We start from the raw sequence: 16,487 nt of genomic DNA, 5'->3' as shown, positions 1-16,487 counted from the left end.
AGTGAATACCCGCGGAGGCAGTAACAGCCCACTGGTGACAGCCGGAATCGTATCAATAGCCGGCTACGTTTGCCTTTGCTATTTCGTCCAAGCGTTAACCAGCGTTGTGGTGGGCTGGCGTTGTGGTGCCGTACCGCCGTCGCAACTCAGTCCGGGAGCCGCCGTCGGGCTCTTTGTGGATCGGATCGACTGGATAGTGCGCCCAGCGCACGGCTGCGGTGTCACCACGGCCGACGTTTGGTGGTTCGCGGGCCCGGTCCTTGTCCTGATAGGTGCGCTCTCGGTGGGCTCCCTCTTGGTGTGGCGAAGATGGAAGCAATCGGGAGCCTGGCTGCGCCAGGACATCCTGAACCGCGACGGCATTGCGAGGCGCGCCGAGATTCTTCAAGACTTCGGAAGCAGAGCAGTCAGGAGACGGGGAAAGTTCACCAGACCGGGTCTGACCAAACCCAGAATCCAGGACGTCTCGTGGACTCTGGGCCGATCCCGCGGTGTCACCATTCACGTCTCTACTGAGGAATCAATGGTGATTCAGGGCGCGCCGCGGTCCGGCAAGGGTTTGTACGTGATCATCAATGCCATCCTCGACGCCCCGGGAGCCGTGGTGACAACGTCGACGCGTGCGGACAACCTGGTGGTCACAATGCAAGCGCGGGCTGTCGGCGGCAGGCCGGTAACTGTTTTCGATCCGCAAGGGATGTCCGGGCTGCCCTCCACTCTGCGCTGGTCGCCTGTGCGCGGATGCGAAGATCCGGATATCGCCACGCGGCGCGCCCTCGTCATCACCGCGGACACGGAGATGAAGGGTGAGAACGCAGCCTGGCAGAAGCGCTCGCTGATTGTCCTTCAATGCTTATTACACGCTGCTGCACTCAGCGGAGAAGGCGTGCGTGCTTTCAGGCGTTGGTCCTCGAGCCCTGTGCTGGCCCGCGAGGCCCTCGAAGTCCTGAGCGATCCAAAAGCCGCCCTCGGGTGGCAAGCAGACCTCATGGGGATTCTGGAGGACGATCCAAGGAATACGTCTAACTCGTGGATCGGTGTCTCCGCTGCCGTAGCGCCGCTGTCATCTCCCAAGGTTCTGGCTGCACTTGACCCGCAGGACGCCGCCGAGGAGTTTGATCCGAAGGCCTTCATCCGCGAGCGCGGCACCCTTTACTTAATTGGCACGAGGGCAGGAGCAGCAGCAGCGGGCCCGTATCTTTCCGCGTTGATCGACGACATCGATAACGCGGCCCGTGAGATGGCCTTTGTCGCGCCTGGGGGCAGGCTGGATCCGCCCCTATCGCTTATCCTCGATGAAATCGCCAACCTGGCACCATGGCCAGGTTTGCCCGTGGCCCTTTCCGACGGCGGCGGTATCGGCATTTCCACGCTCGTTGTGCTGCAGTCGCTGTCCCAGGCCCGCACTGGCTGGTCGATAGAGGAAGCCGCCACTATCTGGGATTCGGCCATCATCAAAGTGATTTTCGGTGGAGGATCCGACGAACGGGACCTCCGCTCTCTCGCAGGGCTGCTGGGGGAGCGAAACCTGATCCTGAATACGCGCTCCTGGTCCTCCCAAGGCCGGCAGGACGGTGAGCAGATCCGGGAAAGTCCCGTCATCCGACTCGACGAGATCCGTCGGCTGCCCGTCGGAACAGCGCTCATGCTGGGCCGCCGTACGAGGCCGATCCTCCTTGACCTCCAGGAATGGCACAAGCGCAAGGATGCGGCGGCGTTGGGACGGTCCAAGGCGGAACTCGAACGGGTGTTGGCCGAGGGCCACCGGCTGCGCCAGCAGCCAATCAAGGAGACACACGATGAGCAGCTATGAGGATGGGGACCGATTCGAAATTCCTTCCGTCGGAACGGACGATGAGGACCTGACCGCACAACTCTTTCGTTCGGCATTCCGCCCGCCGGGCGGGCCAAACGGTACTACTCACAGGTGGCGGGACATGGAACCCCACCAAGCCGAAGGCGCATGGCAGGGCCTGGCTTCGTGGGTGAGGTGGTTCGTCGCCACATACAAGCTCACGACGTCGGTAGTTCCCGAGTGCTGGTGGCGGCACTCTGAGATTGTCGCTGAGCTCTACGCACTCCAGCGAGCGGAACTCGCCTCGTATACGCCGGACGATTCAGGCTTCGGGCCGTTGGCCTTCCACGAGAGGCTGCCCCACGCCGTCGAGCGCTTAAGAACCCACTGCCGTTCTGCGGGTTGCGTGGGCCTGCAGGCGCACAAGGAACCTGTCCTGCGGGTGCTGAGGACTGATGAGCAGGCGTTCCTTGAGTGGCAGCGTGATCACCATCAGCTCGAGGCGGATTTCTAAGGTCATGTGGCTTGGCCTGGCTCCGACATGAACAGGTAACCACTACATAGTGGATCGAGAAGTGTGGAGGGTGACTGCCGTGGCGCCGACGTCAGAGTTCGAGGGTGATTCCTTTCCGCTCCGCTCTGCGCCCAGGCTGGACGGACTGAGCAAGACGGGGACGACACCTGAGGAGCGTATTACTGTTCTCACGCAAGAGCTGCACGCGATGCTCGAAGAGGCCGTCGAGTCACCGGCGCAGTGGCAGGTACTCCTGGATGCCTCCGCCTCGCTTTGGCGCTATTCGGGCGGCAACGTCGCTTTACTCATGATGCAGATGGCTCAGCGTGGAGCCGGGGAGCCTACGCTGGTGGCCGGATACAAGGAGTGGGAGCGGCACGGTCGGACAGTGCTCAAGGGCGAACACGCCTTGTGGGTGATCGCGCCCCGAACGGCACGAATGCATGAGTTCACCATGCCCGATGGCACCCGGCTGCGTCTTCCGATTGGTGAGGACGGGCCCATGAATGCTCTCAGTGATGAGAAAAAGTCCGTAGTTACCGGTTGGCGCGGACAGGCAGTATTTGATGTGTCACAGACGCGGGGCCGGCCACTGCTGGTGCCGCGTGGAGATACTCCATCCGCGGTTAGTAGTCAGAAGCTGTGGGACTCCTTGGCCCTCGTTGCCAGCCGGCATGGTTTCGAGTTGCAGGAATCCAACACCCAACACGGGCTCTCGAGCGGCTATACGGACTTCGCACGGCACCGTATCGAGGTAGGTAATTGGATGAACGCTGAGGATCGGGCGGCGGTCCTCGCGCATGAGTTGGGGCATGTCATGCTTCACGGCCCCGGGGATAAGACGGGCAATCTCTACGGGAGCAGCACGGAGCATCGCGGCCTTGCCGAAATCGAAGCCGAGTCCGTTGCGTACACGGTTTTGAAAGCGCACGGAATCGACAGGGGCGAACAGTCGGCGCTGTACCTGTGGGGATGGGCCGAGTCAGTTATCCAGACTCAGCGTGCTGCGTTCGATCAGGACATGTACAGCATGCGCCCGACGTCCCGAGCCGATGTGGCCACGTCCGTCCTAGGGCGCGTCACAGCCGCGGCGAAAGGCATCCTAGAAATTACTCATCCACCAGGACTCGGGGGCAAGCTCACTGCGGTCGGAGCCGACCCGAACGTCAGGCCCACCGCTGGGTACGCCGACTCTCTTCTTTCAGCCGGGTCGGCCGGGCGGACCGACGGGCCAGAGATGGCTGGGCCATAGCGTCCGTCGCGATAGTCGTCGAGCGGGAGAGGCCCGCTTGCACTGAAGGGAGAAAACAATGGGCACCAAAATTTCTATCAGCATCACCGGTAACCTCGTCGCCGATCCGGAGATCACGATTAGCGAAGCCGGCGTCGCTCATGCCAAGCTGCGAGTCGCCGTAAACCAGCGAATCCAGGGATCAGACGGCACATGGCGTGACGGTGAACCCGTCTTTCACAATGTTTCCGCTTTCCGTGCGCTCGCAGAGAACGTTGCCAACTCGCTGAAGAAGGGTGACCCGGTCAATGTATCTGGGGAGCTCGAATTCCGCGCCTACGACAAAGACGGCGAACGGCGCGAAGCCCGACGCATCATTGCGGAGACGATCGGCCCGGACCTTCGGTTCGGGACTGCTGTCTACCAGCGCTCATCACACCCGGCGCCCCGTCCAGAAGCTGAGGTCCACGCGGACCCGCACACGGCGGTCAATGCGATGTCGTCAGCGCCGGCATACAACGTTTCGACGAAGAGCCCGGTGGTCGTGCCCCCTTTTCGCCCGGCAACGGGGAATGAGATGAGCTGGTGAAGGAACCAAGGTGACAGCAAGTGTGTCCATGAGAGGCCGCCTCGTTGGCGGCAGGAAACATCTCCACATCAGCTGGATTCGCCTGCATACCCGGGATCCTTCTGGGTGGGGCCGGTTCTGTCGGCCGGCTTACGGGCCTTCTTTTTAGTACTCATGAAAACTTCCATGGACTATGAAAGCCGCCGTAAATGCACAAAACCCCCGGAATCATAGGGATTCCCAGGGCGTTAGAGCGGATTAGATCTAATCAGCTTGAGGCTCTTTATGAATTGGCCCACCATGCATGCCAACGAGAACCATCTAAACATCCAACGAGAACCAAAAATCCCCGCCTCCCAAGAACTGGAAGACGGGGATTCCTGGTCTAGCTAGCTATCGCGCTCCCACGTATGGGAAGGGGCGTCATACGTTGCCCAGTAGCCGCGAGGATCTGCGAGTGACCCTTGGAAGTACTGACGTGTTCCGTGTTTCGGGAGATCAGTCAATCGCCGGTCATCGACCGCCACTACTTGCCCTTGCCCTTCTGGGAGAGGGCGCTAGCTGCGGCAGTCTTCTCGACTTTGGTGGAGCTAGGGTTGCGCAAGACTTTGCTTGCGGCGGTTGCAGCTTTGCTGCTGGTTTGGCGGCCGTTTTTAGCCATGATCATTGTCCTTGCGATTGATCCGGTGAAAGGGGCGAGGCCGGCGCTTTGAGTCGAGCTATCGCACTACCGACCCCGGTCCAACTCAGCGCATCAGCGCAGGATGGGGCGGATACGGATAGTCCGCCTGATGCGGATCCGCACTACACGGGTAGCCATGATGGGCTACTCCTCTCCGGGATCACCGGGCACAAGATACGGAACGTGGTCAATATTGACAGCTTGTTCTACCGCTCGTAGTCTGTTCTGATGTTCCTGATTCGAACGAAAACGACAAAACACAATATCTTGGGCCGTTGCCGCACCCACTTTGGCTGCGTGGCATAGATCCCTATTGATTTGTCATGAAGAGCACGACCGGTTGCGACCCCGGACGTGCTCTTCGTCATTAAACCACCCATGGGAGCGGCTCAACCTCCAGCGTACGTCACGCCACCGACATTCCCCGGGGGGTCCTGTCCGTGGGGCAGCTGTATGTCCAGACTACATGTAGTGCGGACGGCTCTCCGGAACCCCAAGATGATGTATTACAAGTATGTAATTTAATGCACCGTTAATCCACAGGTTGAAGGTTTGAAGATCCCCGGAATCCTTGCCTTTTAGCGGACGAAATCCACACCCTGTGGAGTACTTAGCCACATTTACAGTCAGCGTGTCGCCCTTTGGTCGGCGTGTCGCGCCCAGCGTCCCCAGGCGAAAGTGTCCACGGGACTAGCCTCCGCAGAGAAACCAAGAAGCCCGCCAGCGGTAACCTAGCGGGCTTCTCAGGAGCCAGAGGAACATCCAACTCAGCGCCCCATTCTGCGTCTGCTGAAATCGCTCATGCCGGTCATTTCGCTGGGACCTTTTGATGCTTCGGCCGTGATCCGCGTCAGTACGACCTCGGCGAGGCCGGCGTCATGGTAGAGAAGACTCATGCCCCCACGCTACGCGACCGGGCGGCCGCAGGTGACTGTTCCCTGCCAAGAGCTTCCTAGGCACTTAGCAAACGCTGCGGTCCGCTGTCCAGAAGGTTAAGAGAGCGGGATCCACCGAGGCTCCCTGACGGTGTAACCATCCAGACCGTGAAGCAGTTGTGCGGGATTTTCAAGCTGCTGCAGCACCGGTTCTGGATCCTCCATAAGCTCGGACGGTCGGTTGCTGACCTGTTCCAGGGAAGGCAGGGCAAATTCCGCCCTGATGGCATCCCAAATCTGATCACTGACCGGTGCGCTGCTCCGTTCACCGTTGCCTAATAGCCATCAGCGATGGACTCCAGGAGCCATTGCCTGGAGAGCGGATCACGGCGCAGCGTGAACGTCCGCAGCGCGGAGTTCGACGCCAGACCAACCTGGACCCGCCAGTATTCGACGCTCTCCACGTCACCGGCGCCCACTGCCGCCGTGCGCCTGGTGTCCCACCAGGACTCCCGGGCGAACCAGTGCACCGGATCGGCCATAACGGCCCATATGCGGCCGTTATACCTCACCGCCAGCGGGTGCCGGGCAGGGGTGAACCGGACGTCCACGGGGGCGTTGAGGCTGTTTCACTTGCTGCTACTGTCACGGCTGGTCCGCTCTCCCAAATTCCTGTTCATCATTTCTTCCCGGCGGGTTACCGCCGAACTCCACACCCAGGTCCGGTACGTCACCGGCCCGTCGTTCCACGTCACTTCGGCCGCTTTCGCTGTCCAGGCGAACACTTCGCCGTCCACGAGCTCCGCGCAGTTCGGGAACCGGATCCACGCCTTCACCGGGATCCCCGGATACCCGTTCTTGGCCGGGAAGTGCTCGAAATCGAGCTCTTCCACCGTCAGCCCGATTGGGCAGGCCCGCCGCGCGTACTGCGTCTGCAATGCACTGGCTTGCTCCGGACCCATAACACAACCTTAGAACATAAATACGAATAGACGCGCCACAAAAAATGCAGGACTGTGCCGTACTGCACCGAATGACCTGGGCAAAGTGGCCGCGCGTGAGTAGTGCCGCGAGACTACTTATGACCCCTGACATTGCTGACATTCTGGGCCCCTGCCCTCGTACAGCGCATAATCGCTCGAGAATGCCATGGGTCCTCATTCCTTGGCCCGTGCGGTGAGTTTGAACCAGGGCCTGATCACTGGTATGCCCAAAGTCCTTGGTCTTGCGTGAGCGGGTCACCGTGCATCATGGCTGGACAGCACAATGAGGGGACTGCCCTCCAGGGGCGGGGGAGTACGTTAGCTCTGCGGACGCGGAGAAGCAGTCACATCCAGGTGCGCGATCTGCAGCATCCGCCTCAAAGCCTGCTAGACACCTCTCTCATTCGGACCTATGTTCGATTCGGCGGCGAGTCTAAGGGCAGGACCTCGACTATCGGTCGGGGCCAGGGACCGCGGTACGGGGCCGTCTCAGCGATGGCGTTACCGCTGAGCCTGCCCTGGAAGATTCCTCACTCTGCTGATCGGGTGCCTAGGCGGAGCCCATGCCAGCAGATCGGAGGCCCGTATGTAGTACGTCTGTGGCCACGGCAGGCCAGGGCTGACTTGGGCAGGATCCGGCGTCAGCAATACAACGGATCCGGGCCAGATAGGTTCGGGCAACGCTTCGATCCATGCCCGCTGAACGTGGTCGAATCGATTCCATTTGATCGTGATCCAGGATCCGGTGGGCTCCAGCGCATCAACACTCAGCACCGTGATTTCCGTTGTAGTCCGATGACGCTGCCGGGCGCTTTCAAAGTAGTTCCACTTTTCTTCGGCGGCTCTTGTCCAAATTCGGCGTCGGCGAACGCGTGTTAGCCACAGCGCACCGATGGTTCCCGCCGCCAATAAAAGAACTGGACCGCCGAGCATCAGAATCTCGGATGGCACTCCATTGAACAGCGTGGATAGAAGCACTGCGGCCGCAACGCACACCACGACGCTGGCCAATATGATCGCCGGCGTCGCTAACTTGGGCCTGATAACTGGGTTATTGCTCATAGGTACCTGCTGCCGTCCAGTTTAAAGCTGCCAACCGACATTAGTAAGACCGACTTCGCGAGTGTCGGGCCGCAAGGCTCCAATCTGCTGTAGGTCGACGGACGGCGGGAGACCGATTTGGGAAATGAGTTTCTCGATTTCTGTCCGCTGCTGTTTGTGTTCCCATTCGTACTCTGGAGGCATAGGCCCGAGTGCCAGAACTGAGTTCCTGATGCCCCACCTATCCCTGAAGACAGCAACTGCACGAATGAGACTGTTCATTTCCTCAAGGCTTGCACCTGGCCCGACAGACCGCTGAAGGTCTCGCGTCCAGTCAGGCTCCGACATCAGGGCTATGTTGGCGACCTCGTCGGATTTGCGCCGCATCCGATCCGCCACTTGTCTGATCATGCCTGCCAGATCCGGCCGGTCCGTGTAAGAAACAGCCGCCCACGAGGTGGAACCGTCCGAAGGCATCTGTGCAACTAGCCTGCGGAGCCGGGAGTGAATGACCGAGGCAAGGTCTCGCGCCGACGAGTTTGTTTTCAGCGCTTCGTCTACGAGGCGCTGGGCACTGGGACGGCTGAGAGCCGCGGCACGACGCCACGCTGCTACAGCCGCACCCCACGAGGGAGATTGTTGGAGATCGCTAAGCCGCTCGGGCGCCGAGGACTGGAGCAACCGAACCAGATCCTCAGCAGCTGCGATCTGGGCGAGGTAGTCATACTCGGCACTGAGCCGTTCCAGGCTGTCGGCTTTGGAAAGTTCCGAAGCCCGGACCTCATGAGCGGTCCGCTCAGCGCCTTCAGCTGCCAGGACTTCGCCAACGATCTCGCGCCACGACGGTTGCACGGACGGGTCCAGGACCTCGTGATCGAGGGGATCGTTCTCGCTCACGTACGCGTAGTTGCCCGCCCGGCCCCGCGTCATACTGACATACAGCAGTTCGCGAGTAAGTCGCCCTCGCGTGACGACAGTGTGTCCGGTATCCACAGTGAGGCCCTGGGAACGATGCGCCGTCGTCGCGTAGCCCAGTTCAACAGAGGCAAGGAGATAGTCATGCCGCAGTGTCACTATGGCTCCATTGTCCCTCCGCATTGCTACAACTGAATCGCCGCGTCCAGCGATGCGGACGACGTCGAGCATGGTCCCGTTTCGGATGAAGTCGCCGTTGCTGTCCCAAATGGTCCGATCGTTTTGCCGGGCGATCAGGGTGTCGCCCTGGCCGGCTTTCAGCCCGTCGCTGAGCAGGACAGTTTGCTCGGCGTCCACAACACCTTGAAGCACCAGATCCGCTTGAGCACGTTCATTGAGCATGCTTACCGTGTCGTTGTCGGCGGCAATCAGGATGGATGACTTTCCCGCTCGCATGTCAGCTTGCCAGTTCCCGTAGGCTCGGTCCACCATGTTGAGATACGTGCCGTGCTGAATCCGGTCGTGCTGATCGTAAGCTGCCATCGCCTCGATGTTTCCGGACCGGAGCTTCAATGAGGCATCCCGTTCCCACTCCTGTTCGAACCGCCAGATCGTGCTGAGTCGTACCGTCTTACCTTGGCGGTCAAGCCAGCCGAGGATACCGCCGGCGTCGATTGCATCCAACTGGGCCGGATCGCCTACCAGCAGGATCTTGGCCCCGGCATCCCGTGCTTGCCGCACCAGGGCAGCTAACTGGATCGTTGACACCATTGAGGCTTCGTCAACTACGACAAGCTGATGCGGACGAAACCGCCATTTGGCCTGCTCAGCGGCTAACCGGATGATCTCCTGCGTCTGGCGAGTTTGCCGGAACCCCCGTGGATTCACCTCAGACCGTAAACGGCGTTCCAGATCGAAGAAGCGGGACGCTCTATCGCTAGCTCCATGCCCGACGGATTCATACAGCCACTTGGCAACGTTCTCCGTGGCCATGGCGAGTTCCCGTCCAAGAACTTCGGCGCTCGCGGCCGCGGGGGCTAATCCCACGACACTGCCGGACCCAAACTCTGACTCCCAAGCGGTCTTTACCGCGCCGAGGGTGGTTGTCTTGCCCGTGCCTGCAGGGCCAACGACGGCGTCGAGCCGGTTGCCGCTGAGGAGAACCTTTGCGGCGGCGGACCGTTGGTCCTCGTGCAGTCCGAAACGGCCATTGTGTGTGTATGCATCCAGGGCACACATGGTGGCAGCGGCACTCACGGCAGGGCCGCCGTCGTTATTTCTCGCGTCCATCACGGCTTCCTCACAGGCAAGGGTTGTCGCGTCGGTGTAGAGACGGGAGCCATGAAAATCGAAGACACTATGCGGCCCACGGCGTATGTCCAATGCCGCACTTACGTCGACGCTGTACCGATATTCATTGAGCGGCACGGACTGGCTCTCAGCGGCAGTGGCGACTGCGTCGATAAGGCTGCCGCGATCGGCAGCGGTGAGGCAGCGGACTTCGGCGCACACACGTTCGGCTTCGGCCAACAGGTTCCAGCGGTTCCAGGTTGATCGCTTGGCCGCGACGCGATCTTTGGTTATCGAGGCGGCGGCTCCGACCCAGTTCGCGGTGAAGTCGCAGGTGCGAAAGGGGGACGTGAGCGAGCGTCGGATTGTCTCGCTGAGGACGCGGCTGGGGTCGTAGCCCAGCTTCATCGCCCGTGCTTGCCATTGCCCGGAAAGCATGTGGAGAGGACTCATAGATTCAGCCTTCGGCGCTCGCGTTGACAGCGTTGCCTGTTGCCTGAGCTTCACGATGGTCGTGGCGTTTGGAGGCCTGCCATGCTCCGCAGCCCATGCAGCAACTAGGCGGTCCGTTTCTACGTCTATCAGCCGCGAGCGGTTTGAAAATTCGTGGATGAGCGCCTCATCGATGCCGCAGAGTTGTTGGCTGGGGTTATGGGTGTTGGCTGCTGGCTCCCGCATCTCTGCGTCCGTGCCAAGGTTCCGATGGAGTGCATCAAAAAGTAGGCCGTTGTAATGCTCGCTGGCTGCGACAGCGGCCTTGTAGAGAGTCCGGGAGTCCAAGGTGACCCAAGCACCATCGTTGGCTCGCTGGACACGGTTGGCAATGACCAGGTGAGTGTGAAGCTGTGGATCTCCGGCTCGGGACTCCCAGTGATCGAACGCGGCAGCGATCGCACCCTTAGTGCCGATACGGGCGACGCCGTTACGCCCCGCCCGCGTATGGATGACGTTCGCTTCGAGCCATTTGAGTGTGGAGGCGACGGCCTCGTGGTGCGTTTCCAGGATCTGGTTTTGCACTGCCCGGGGGCTTAGGGCCCAGAGGACGGAGACTGACTTGGGGACGCTGAAGGTCAGGTCGAATCCGACGACGGCGCGACGTTTGGCGGGTTGGCCCTGGGGTGATTCTGCGACGGCGGGTTGGCCGTACGTCCTGCCCAAATGTGCGCCGGTGTCCGGGTGGACGGCTTGGTCGTATAGCGCTTTAGCGTCCGTCTCTGTGACCAAATCACCGGATGCACGGTTAATGCCGCTAAGGCCCGATCCCATCCACCTGCCCTGCGGCGTTCCTGCTTTCATGTAGTACGTCGTTGCGTCGATGGGAGCTACGGCCAAGTCGTCCATCATGGTGGTCTTGAAGAGGTACTTCAAGCCCGACTGGGCGGACAGCTTGGCGATGGACATAGTCATGGCCGTCCCGCCTCCGAACTACGTTTGGAGGACATCCAACCACGGCGACGAAGGATCTCGACCGTCTTGGGGTCGAGCGGCAGACCCTTCGCCTGGACGACAGCGACAAGCCTTGCGGCAATGTGGGCAAGATCCTGAACGTTGATTCGCTGTGCCCTTTTGAGGTAAGCAAGATCCCCTTGGAGGCTGCTGATGCGCAAACGCTGCTCAGCGTTCACAGCTTCAAGATGCTCGAGGTCCGACGCCTGACATCGGAGCTGTGTCTGGAGCGCGTCAACGGTCTGTTGCCCACGACAATCTGAAGCGTCTACCCGTCGTTCGGGCCCGTGTTGTTCGACGAAGAGGTGAGATGCGCCCACATCCGGTTGTCTGGGATGGCTGGCGTGGGAGCCCTTGGATCGGGCAGTCGTTCCCTTATTCCTTATCCGGCGGAGCCGGTCGCGTTTTCTATTAGCGCACCGCTTGCAACAAAACCGCTGAGTCTTTCGGGACGCTTGGAAGCCGACTCGGCATTCCTCGCAGATCTTCTTATTCACGGTGGTTCATCAGCAACAACGTTGGTTGCGACATGACTTCGCGTGAGCCATCGCTCACGGCGGGGGCCTTGGATGCCAGAGGTGTGAACGCTGGATGGGGGTTTGAGGGTGCGGTTTGAGCGGAAGGCGAAGGCGCAGCGGCGGATTGTGACCGGGATTGAGTTAGGGGGAGGCGGTGCGCTGCGGGTGCATTCGATGGCCGGTACCTTTGATTGAGGGTTCTGAATGCAGAAAAGAACCGCCGGCTTGGAGCCGGCGGTTCTTGGACGTGTTGTTGGGTGGGGGACGATATCAAGAGGCGTCGAGACCTAATGGACCAAAGGCCTTGTCTTTGTCCATGCTCCACGGGGCAAGCATTCCGCAGCCGACCATCTGGTCACTGAGCCGGGCCAGACGGTAGGAAGGGTCCGCTTCGAGGGCGAGCTGCAGGAATTGGTGAGCTTTACTGCCCCGGCCCTCCCACCAGTTGATATACCCGAGGGCTGTCAGCAGCGGAGCAGTGTGCTCCGTGCTGCTGCGCGTGTAGGCGTGGAGGAGCAGTTGCTGGGCCCATTCGACCCTGGACCACTGTGGTTTGCCCTGGGTTTGCCCGAGCAGGACCATTTCCATTGGTTCATTGAGTCCGGGGATGTCTGCCATGAGCCGGTCACGTAGAGCCACAAACTGGAAGTTTGCAATCAAGCTCAGCGTGTCCTTGTCCGTAGGGTAGCTCTTGCTTTCCAACATCGAGTGCCAGAGACTACGGGCTTGATCCAAAGCTTCGTGGCCTGGCAGTTTTCGAATCTCTTCCATGCGGTCAAGGACGTCGTCTCTAGTCCGCGTCTCCTTGGGCGACTCAGGCAGGGTGATGGCACTGGGACCGATGCTGCTGCCGCGATAAACAAATTCAGCGTTGATCGCGCTTGTCTGTGTTGCGGCCAACGGGACGTCGGGTGCGTCGCGTTGGTCGCAGTCGTAGGGAAGGCACGCATCGTCTCCCACAAGCAACCCGTCTCGTATGGAAAGTCCTTGGGCGGCTAAGGCACCAGTTAGCGCTGCGACTGTCTCAGCATGAGGTTTGCCTTCACCTGGACGCCAGGGCTTGGACGTGTACACCGCAAAAAGGACGCTGTCGGCATTCACGTCGCTTTTGAGGTAGCCAGCGACGGTTAGCGCATATTGGAGACGGCCACCGTCCCTCTGGGGCAGATCCACTCGAAGCATGGATCCGACGAGCCTCTGTCTGTTCAGGGTGATGCAGACGAGGCTTTCCTGAGGCCAGAAACCGAGCGTGTGTCCGATGAAGCTGAGGACATCAGCCGGCGTCTTCATTGCAAGTGTTTCCATTTTCCTGTTCCTCCGACGCAGCGCGAACATAGAGCCCGTGCATTCGATGGGCGGACATTCTGAAAGGAATCGGTTGGCAGCAATTAGCCAGGAATTCCGCTTCAGAATGACAAAAAGCAATATTGCTTCCCGTCAATTCATGGGGAAAATAGCATGCTGCAACATGACTGATGGCTATCCTCGCTATGGAAAATCTGGGCGACGACTACGTTTCTCCGTATTTGGCCAAGATATCTTCTGCCTTTTCGACGACGGCACGATCCTCCGCATTCAACCGTGCCGCGGAGATTGGGCTGGACATTTCACAGTCCCGAATTTCCACGAGTCGCCTATGAAGGTGGTTTTCAGGGTGGCGACGGAGGAGTGCGATTGTGGGGTGGGGTTTGGCTAAGACGAGTTGGCGTTGCCCCTCGGTAATCCGCCTCCAGATGGGATCCACCTTCAGGAGAAGCAAACGAACACGAAGTTCGAATGCGGTGTGATGAAACTGGGCTGCCAGGCGGGGGAGCAGCAGGCCCAGACTGACCAGAAGGACCGCCATCGTTTCGCCCACACCATAGAGGACGTTGAGGGCCGTCGCGGTAGGGCCCATTGATCCTTCCGTGGCAACGACAGCACCATAGATCAACCTGTTGATGAGCACGAGCGTAAACATCACGCAGCCAAAGCCGATCAGAAGGAATGCTGAGCGGAAGGCGTGGGTCCGCATGCTCGGAACGTTAGCGCGGCAGACCCGTGCGATGTCTACACACACCCAGATGATGAACGCGGATCCCGTCCACAGGAAAACGGCCATGCCCGGTTGGTCACCGTAGGTCAAGGGAAGGTTCTGATCCGTGGCATCGACGCGGCTTGTACTGAACCCGACCGCGACTGCCGTGCAGGCAGCAAAGGTGACGAACCTGCCGAAGACGAGCTGCCGCCGTCGGCCTTCATCTTCCGAAAGAACTGCCAGCAGAATTGCTGAACGGAATTGCCAGAACCCGAGCAACAGGGACAGAAGAGTAATCAGACCGACTCGGTTTTTGCCACCCAGAAAGGGGTCAGCCGAGTAGTAGACGGCCGGCACGTAGAGAGTGCAGGCCACAGCGGCGAAAAAAGTCGCAAGAAAGACACAACGGCGCCGCGCGTCCTTAGCCGTGGGCAGCCGGACAAGGGTCAGCACCCAAAGCGTGGCAGCCGGTACAAATTCCATCAGCCGAACACTTCGCGGAACGCCAAGGGCTCTGGCGAACTGCTCGCTGCACCCTTGATGATGCGTGAAGCGAGTTCGTCAGCAAGGACCTCCGCCGTCAACTCCGCTTCTGTGTCGTAGCTGCTGCGGGTGAGGGCTCGGAGGACGTGTGCCGCATCGACGTCAGGCAGTACCTTGCTGGCGGTGTCAGCGTCCGCGACGTGATCGTCATGGTGGAGAATCATGTGGCTGAATTCGTGAAGAATTATCTGCTGGCGGTGCCATGCCGATTTGGCCGGCGCATGGAGCACAATATCTCTATCTGCGCATACCAGCCACATGCCACAGACTTCCGAGCCGGAGAGCCCAGGGATTTCTACGATAGAAATGCCCCGATGCCTTTGGCTTTCAAGCTTTTGGCGTATGAAATCAAGCGTCGCATCTTTCGGCAACCCGAATTCGCGCGCCGTTATGCGGGCTATTTTCTGGGCTTCACGATATTTCATCGGAGACGGCAGATGGCGTGTTCGGAACATTATTGGGGCCGATTTGGCCCAGCGAGTACCCGCCCGGATAGAGCGAAGATCCGGCCTCTCCTGGTACGAAGTGCGGGTCCGCGCTAAGGGGCCGGCTGCGGTAGATGCCATTGCGCAACCAAAGCCCCACGCGTAGGGCGCCACGCGTAAGCCCGGTGGCACGGGGGAAACCCAATGCTGAGACGAGGCGGTCGTCGTCGAGCATTGCGCTGAGGAGTGGCCGGGCGACGGGCCGTAAGAAGAGGGGAAGCCTGTTCTGGAAAACCTGCACCGTGGATGCGAGGAGAGATTGGCCGGCGGCTGAAGGGCCGATGTTTGCTGCCTCGTAGTTGTCGAAGAAGCGTTCGGCGTCGGAGAAGCTTGCGGGCATGCTCGGGATGTTCATTCGCTTGCCCAATTCAGCGAAGAATCGCGTCGCGGCTTCGAGTTCTGTAGTTGTTGGTTGCCGCCATGCGTGACGCTGGATCCATCGAATGGGCACTACTAACAATGTGATGAGAACGTACAGGAAGTCGTCGCTGGTGCCTGGTACATTTCGGTGCACTCGGTTGAGAAGGGTGACCATCGCGCGTCCACGATCGCTGTCGAAGCCGTTGGTTATGAGCTCATAGATGACGATGGCTGTGTCGTAGGAGCGCTTCATAGGGCGAAGCGGGATCTCGCCGTTTTGGTAGAGAGTTTCAGCGATGCCGGGGATGGCGAAGTTTCGGTAGTACGACAGGAAGAAGCCGAGCTCCATGTCCGCCGCTAAGTCGAAGAGAGCCATCTGACGGAACGTGGACTCCCAGTAGTCGTCTGCAGCACTCTGCTGGCGGTGGAGGCTCGCAGCAAGGCTGGCATGAGTAGCCAATGTGCCCCCTCACTTTGGTTCTCCGATGCACATCTGACGTGCATCCAGCGGGTCTGGGATCCGCCGACTCATTCCATGTTAGGACTCGCGGATGGGAGCTGGCTAGTCGGTTTTAGACGGGTCTACTTCGTGTGTTCTGACCTTTGTTTCGCGAGAGCTTTTGTCAGGCCTCTTTCGCCCTGGCGCATCATGTGTGCGTGTGCCGCCTTGAACGCTGGCGCCGCAACCGGCGAGAGAAGGTTCATCCAGCGTTGGGTCGGGCGGACCCGCCATTCGATGTCCATTCGCGTCGTTTGTTTGGCTTCCGCGGTCAAGGTCACTCGACCGGTGCCGACCAAGTGGCCGCCGGCGTCGAAGTCAATCTCACTCGGAGTCACCACCGCGGTTGGGTGAATGGTGATGGTCAGGGTGTAGCCGAGAGATGCCTTGAAATTCAGGTGAGCCGTGGTGGCCTTGAGGATGTCTTCTTGGCTGCTGCTCGCAGGTTCCACTCGATTAAGGGGACCCGCGAAACTGCAATTCGGCCACCAGTTCGGCCAGCTCATGTGGACATCGGCGATGATTGCCCAGACTTCCTCCGTGCTGGCCGCGAGGAGCCAACTTGATCGTAGGTCGTACACGTGTGGAGTCACGAAAGTAGTTTGGCATAGGGCACACTGTCGTGCAGGAAAAGTCACCACGGAGCGAACGGCCTTGGAGGTGTTGCTGGACGGATAGCCTACGAGTCGTTGAAGTAGAGGGGCGTCGGAGGTGGAAAACCACTT

16 protein-coding genes are annotated in these 16,487 nt (G+C 60.1%); 5 read left to right on the top strand and 11 right to left on the bottom strand.

Features of this window, described 5'->3' with window-relative positions; translation table 11 throughout:
* Positions 1-34: 34 nt before the first annotated feature.
* From QRN51_RS14995 to QRN51_RS14980, 4 genes are all read left to right on the top strand, one after another.
* Entirely contained in the window at positions 35-1,813 is a 1,779-nt protein-coding gene (locus QRN51_RS14995) for a type IV secretory system conjugative DNA transfer family protein (protein WP_284990652.1), read from the top strand.
* A 124-nt stretch (positions 1,814-1,937) separates the two neighbouring features.
* Positions 1,938-2,309, top strand: a complete 372-nt coding sequence (locus tag QRN51_RS14990; protein WP_284990651.1) for a hypothetical protein — start codon at positions 1,938-1,940, stop codon at positions 2,307-2,309.
* A gap of 79 nt (positions 2,310-2,388) precedes the next feature.
* Positions 2,389-3,561, top strand: a complete 1,173-nt coding sequence (locus tag QRN51_RS14985) for an ArdC-like ssDNA-binding domain-containing protein (protein ID WP_284990650.1) — start codon at positions 2,389-2,391, stop codon at positions 3,559-3,561.
* A 58-nt stretch (positions 3,562-3,619) separates the two neighbouring features.
* On the top strand, positions 3,620-4,129 hold the full coding sequence (locus tag QRN51_RS14980; protein WP_284990649.1) for a single-stranded DNA-binding protein: 510 nt from the start codon (positions 3,620-3,622) through the stop codon (positions 4,127-4,129).
* A gap of 505 nt (positions 4,130-4,634) precedes the next feature.
* Here QRN51_RS14980 and QRN51_RS14975 read toward each other — a convergent pair.
* The 6 genes from QRN51_RS14975 to mobF all read right to left on the bottom strand — a co-directional run bounded on the left by QRN51_RS14975 (position 4,635) and on the right by mobF (position 11,301).
* A complete protein-coding gene (locus QRN51_RS14975; RefSeq protein ID WP_284990648.1) occupies positions 4,635-4,769 on the bottom strand; it encodes a hypothetical protein in 135 nt (44 codons plus the stop codon).
* Positions 4,770-5,557: 788 nt separating this feature from the next.
* Positions 5,558-5,686, bottom strand: coding sequence for a hypothetical protein (locus QRN51_RS14970; protein WP_284990647.1), 129 nt, complete (start codon positions 5,684-5,686; stop codon positions 5,558-5,560).
* A 314-nt stretch (positions 5,687-6,000) separates the two neighbouring features.
* The gene (locus QRN51_RS14965) at positions 6,001-6,276 is read right to left on the bottom strand and encodes a hypothetical protein (protein WP_284990646.1); all 276 of its coding nucleotides are present in this window, start codon (positions 6,274-6,276) and stop codon (positions 6,001-6,003) included.
* 18 nt (positions 6,277-6,294) lie between these two features.
* Positions 6,295-6,627, bottom strand: a complete 333-nt coding sequence (locus QRN51_RS14960) for a hypothetical protein (protein WP_284990645.1) — start codon at positions 6,625-6,627, stop codon at positions 6,295-6,297.
* A gap of 522 nt (positions 6,628-7,149) precedes the next feature.
* Positions 7,150-7,710 carry a hypothetical protein gene (locus QRN51_RS14955; protein WP_284990644.1) on the bottom strand — a complete coding sequence of 187 codons (561 nt, stop codon included), beginning with the start codon at positions 7,708-7,710 and terminating at the stop codon, positions 7,150-7,152.
* A 21-nt stretch (positions 7,711-7,731) separates the two neighbouring features.
* Entirely contained in the window at positions 7,732-11,301 is a 3,570-nt protein-coding gene (gene mobF, locus QRN51_RS14950) for a MobF family relaxase (protein ID WP_284990643.1), read from the bottom strand.
* Between the two features lie 122 nt (positions 11,302-11,423).
* On the opposite strand from mobF, the gene QRN51_RS14945 reads away from it, so the two are divergent.
* Complete coding sequence (locus tag QRN51_RS14945; protein WP_284990642.1) at positions 11,424-11,603, top strand: hypothetical protein; 180 nt, start codon at positions 11,424-11,426, stop codon at positions 11,601-11,603.
* Positions 11,604-12,128: 525 nt separating this feature from the next.
* Here the strand turns inward: QRN51_RS14945 and QRN51_RS14940 are convergent.
* From QRN51_RS14940 to QRN51_RS14920, 5 genes are all read right to left on the bottom strand, one after another.
* A complete protein-coding gene (locus QRN51_RS14940; RefSeq protein ID WP_284990641.1) occupies positions 12,129-13,163 on the bottom strand; it encodes a DUF4192 domain-containing protein in 1,035 nt (344 codons plus the stop codon).
* 205 nt (positions 13,164-13,368) lie between these two features.
* Complete coding sequence (locus QRN51_RS14935) at positions 13,369-14,358, bottom strand: MAB_1171c family putative transporter (RefSeq protein ID WP_284990640.1); 990 nt, start codon at positions 14,356-14,358, stop codon at positions 13,369-13,371.
* A complete protein-coding gene (locus QRN51_RS14930; RefSeq protein WP_284990639.1) occupies positions 14,358-14,582 on the bottom strand; it encodes a hypothetical protein in 225 nt (74 codons plus the stop codon). Before QRN51_RS14930 ends, QRN51_RS14935 begins: the two co-directional genes overlap by 1 nt.
* Positions 14,583-14,829: 247 nt before the next feature.
* On the bottom strand, positions 14,830-15,723 hold the full coding sequence (locus tag QRN51_RS14925; protein WP_284990638.1) for an oxygenase MpaB family protein: 894 nt from the start codon (positions 15,721-15,723) through the stop codon (positions 14,830-14,832).
* A 122-nt stretch (positions 15,724-15,845) separates the two neighbouring features.
* The gene (locus QRN51_RS14920; RefSeq protein ID WP_284990637.1) at positions 15,846-16,355 is read right to left on the bottom strand and encodes an SRPBCC family protein; all 510 of its coding nucleotides are present in this window, start codon (positions 16,353-16,355) and stop codon (positions 15,846-15,848) included.
* Between the last annotated feature and the right edge of the window lie 132 nt (positions 16,356-16,487).

It is taken from the genome of Arthrobacter sp. efr-133-TYG-120 (assembly GCF_030209785.1).
Lineage (GTDB): Bacteria > Actinomycetota > Actinomycetes > Actinomycetales > Micrococcaceae > Arthrobacter.
This window is presented reverse-complemented; position numbering and strand designations above follow the sequence as displayed.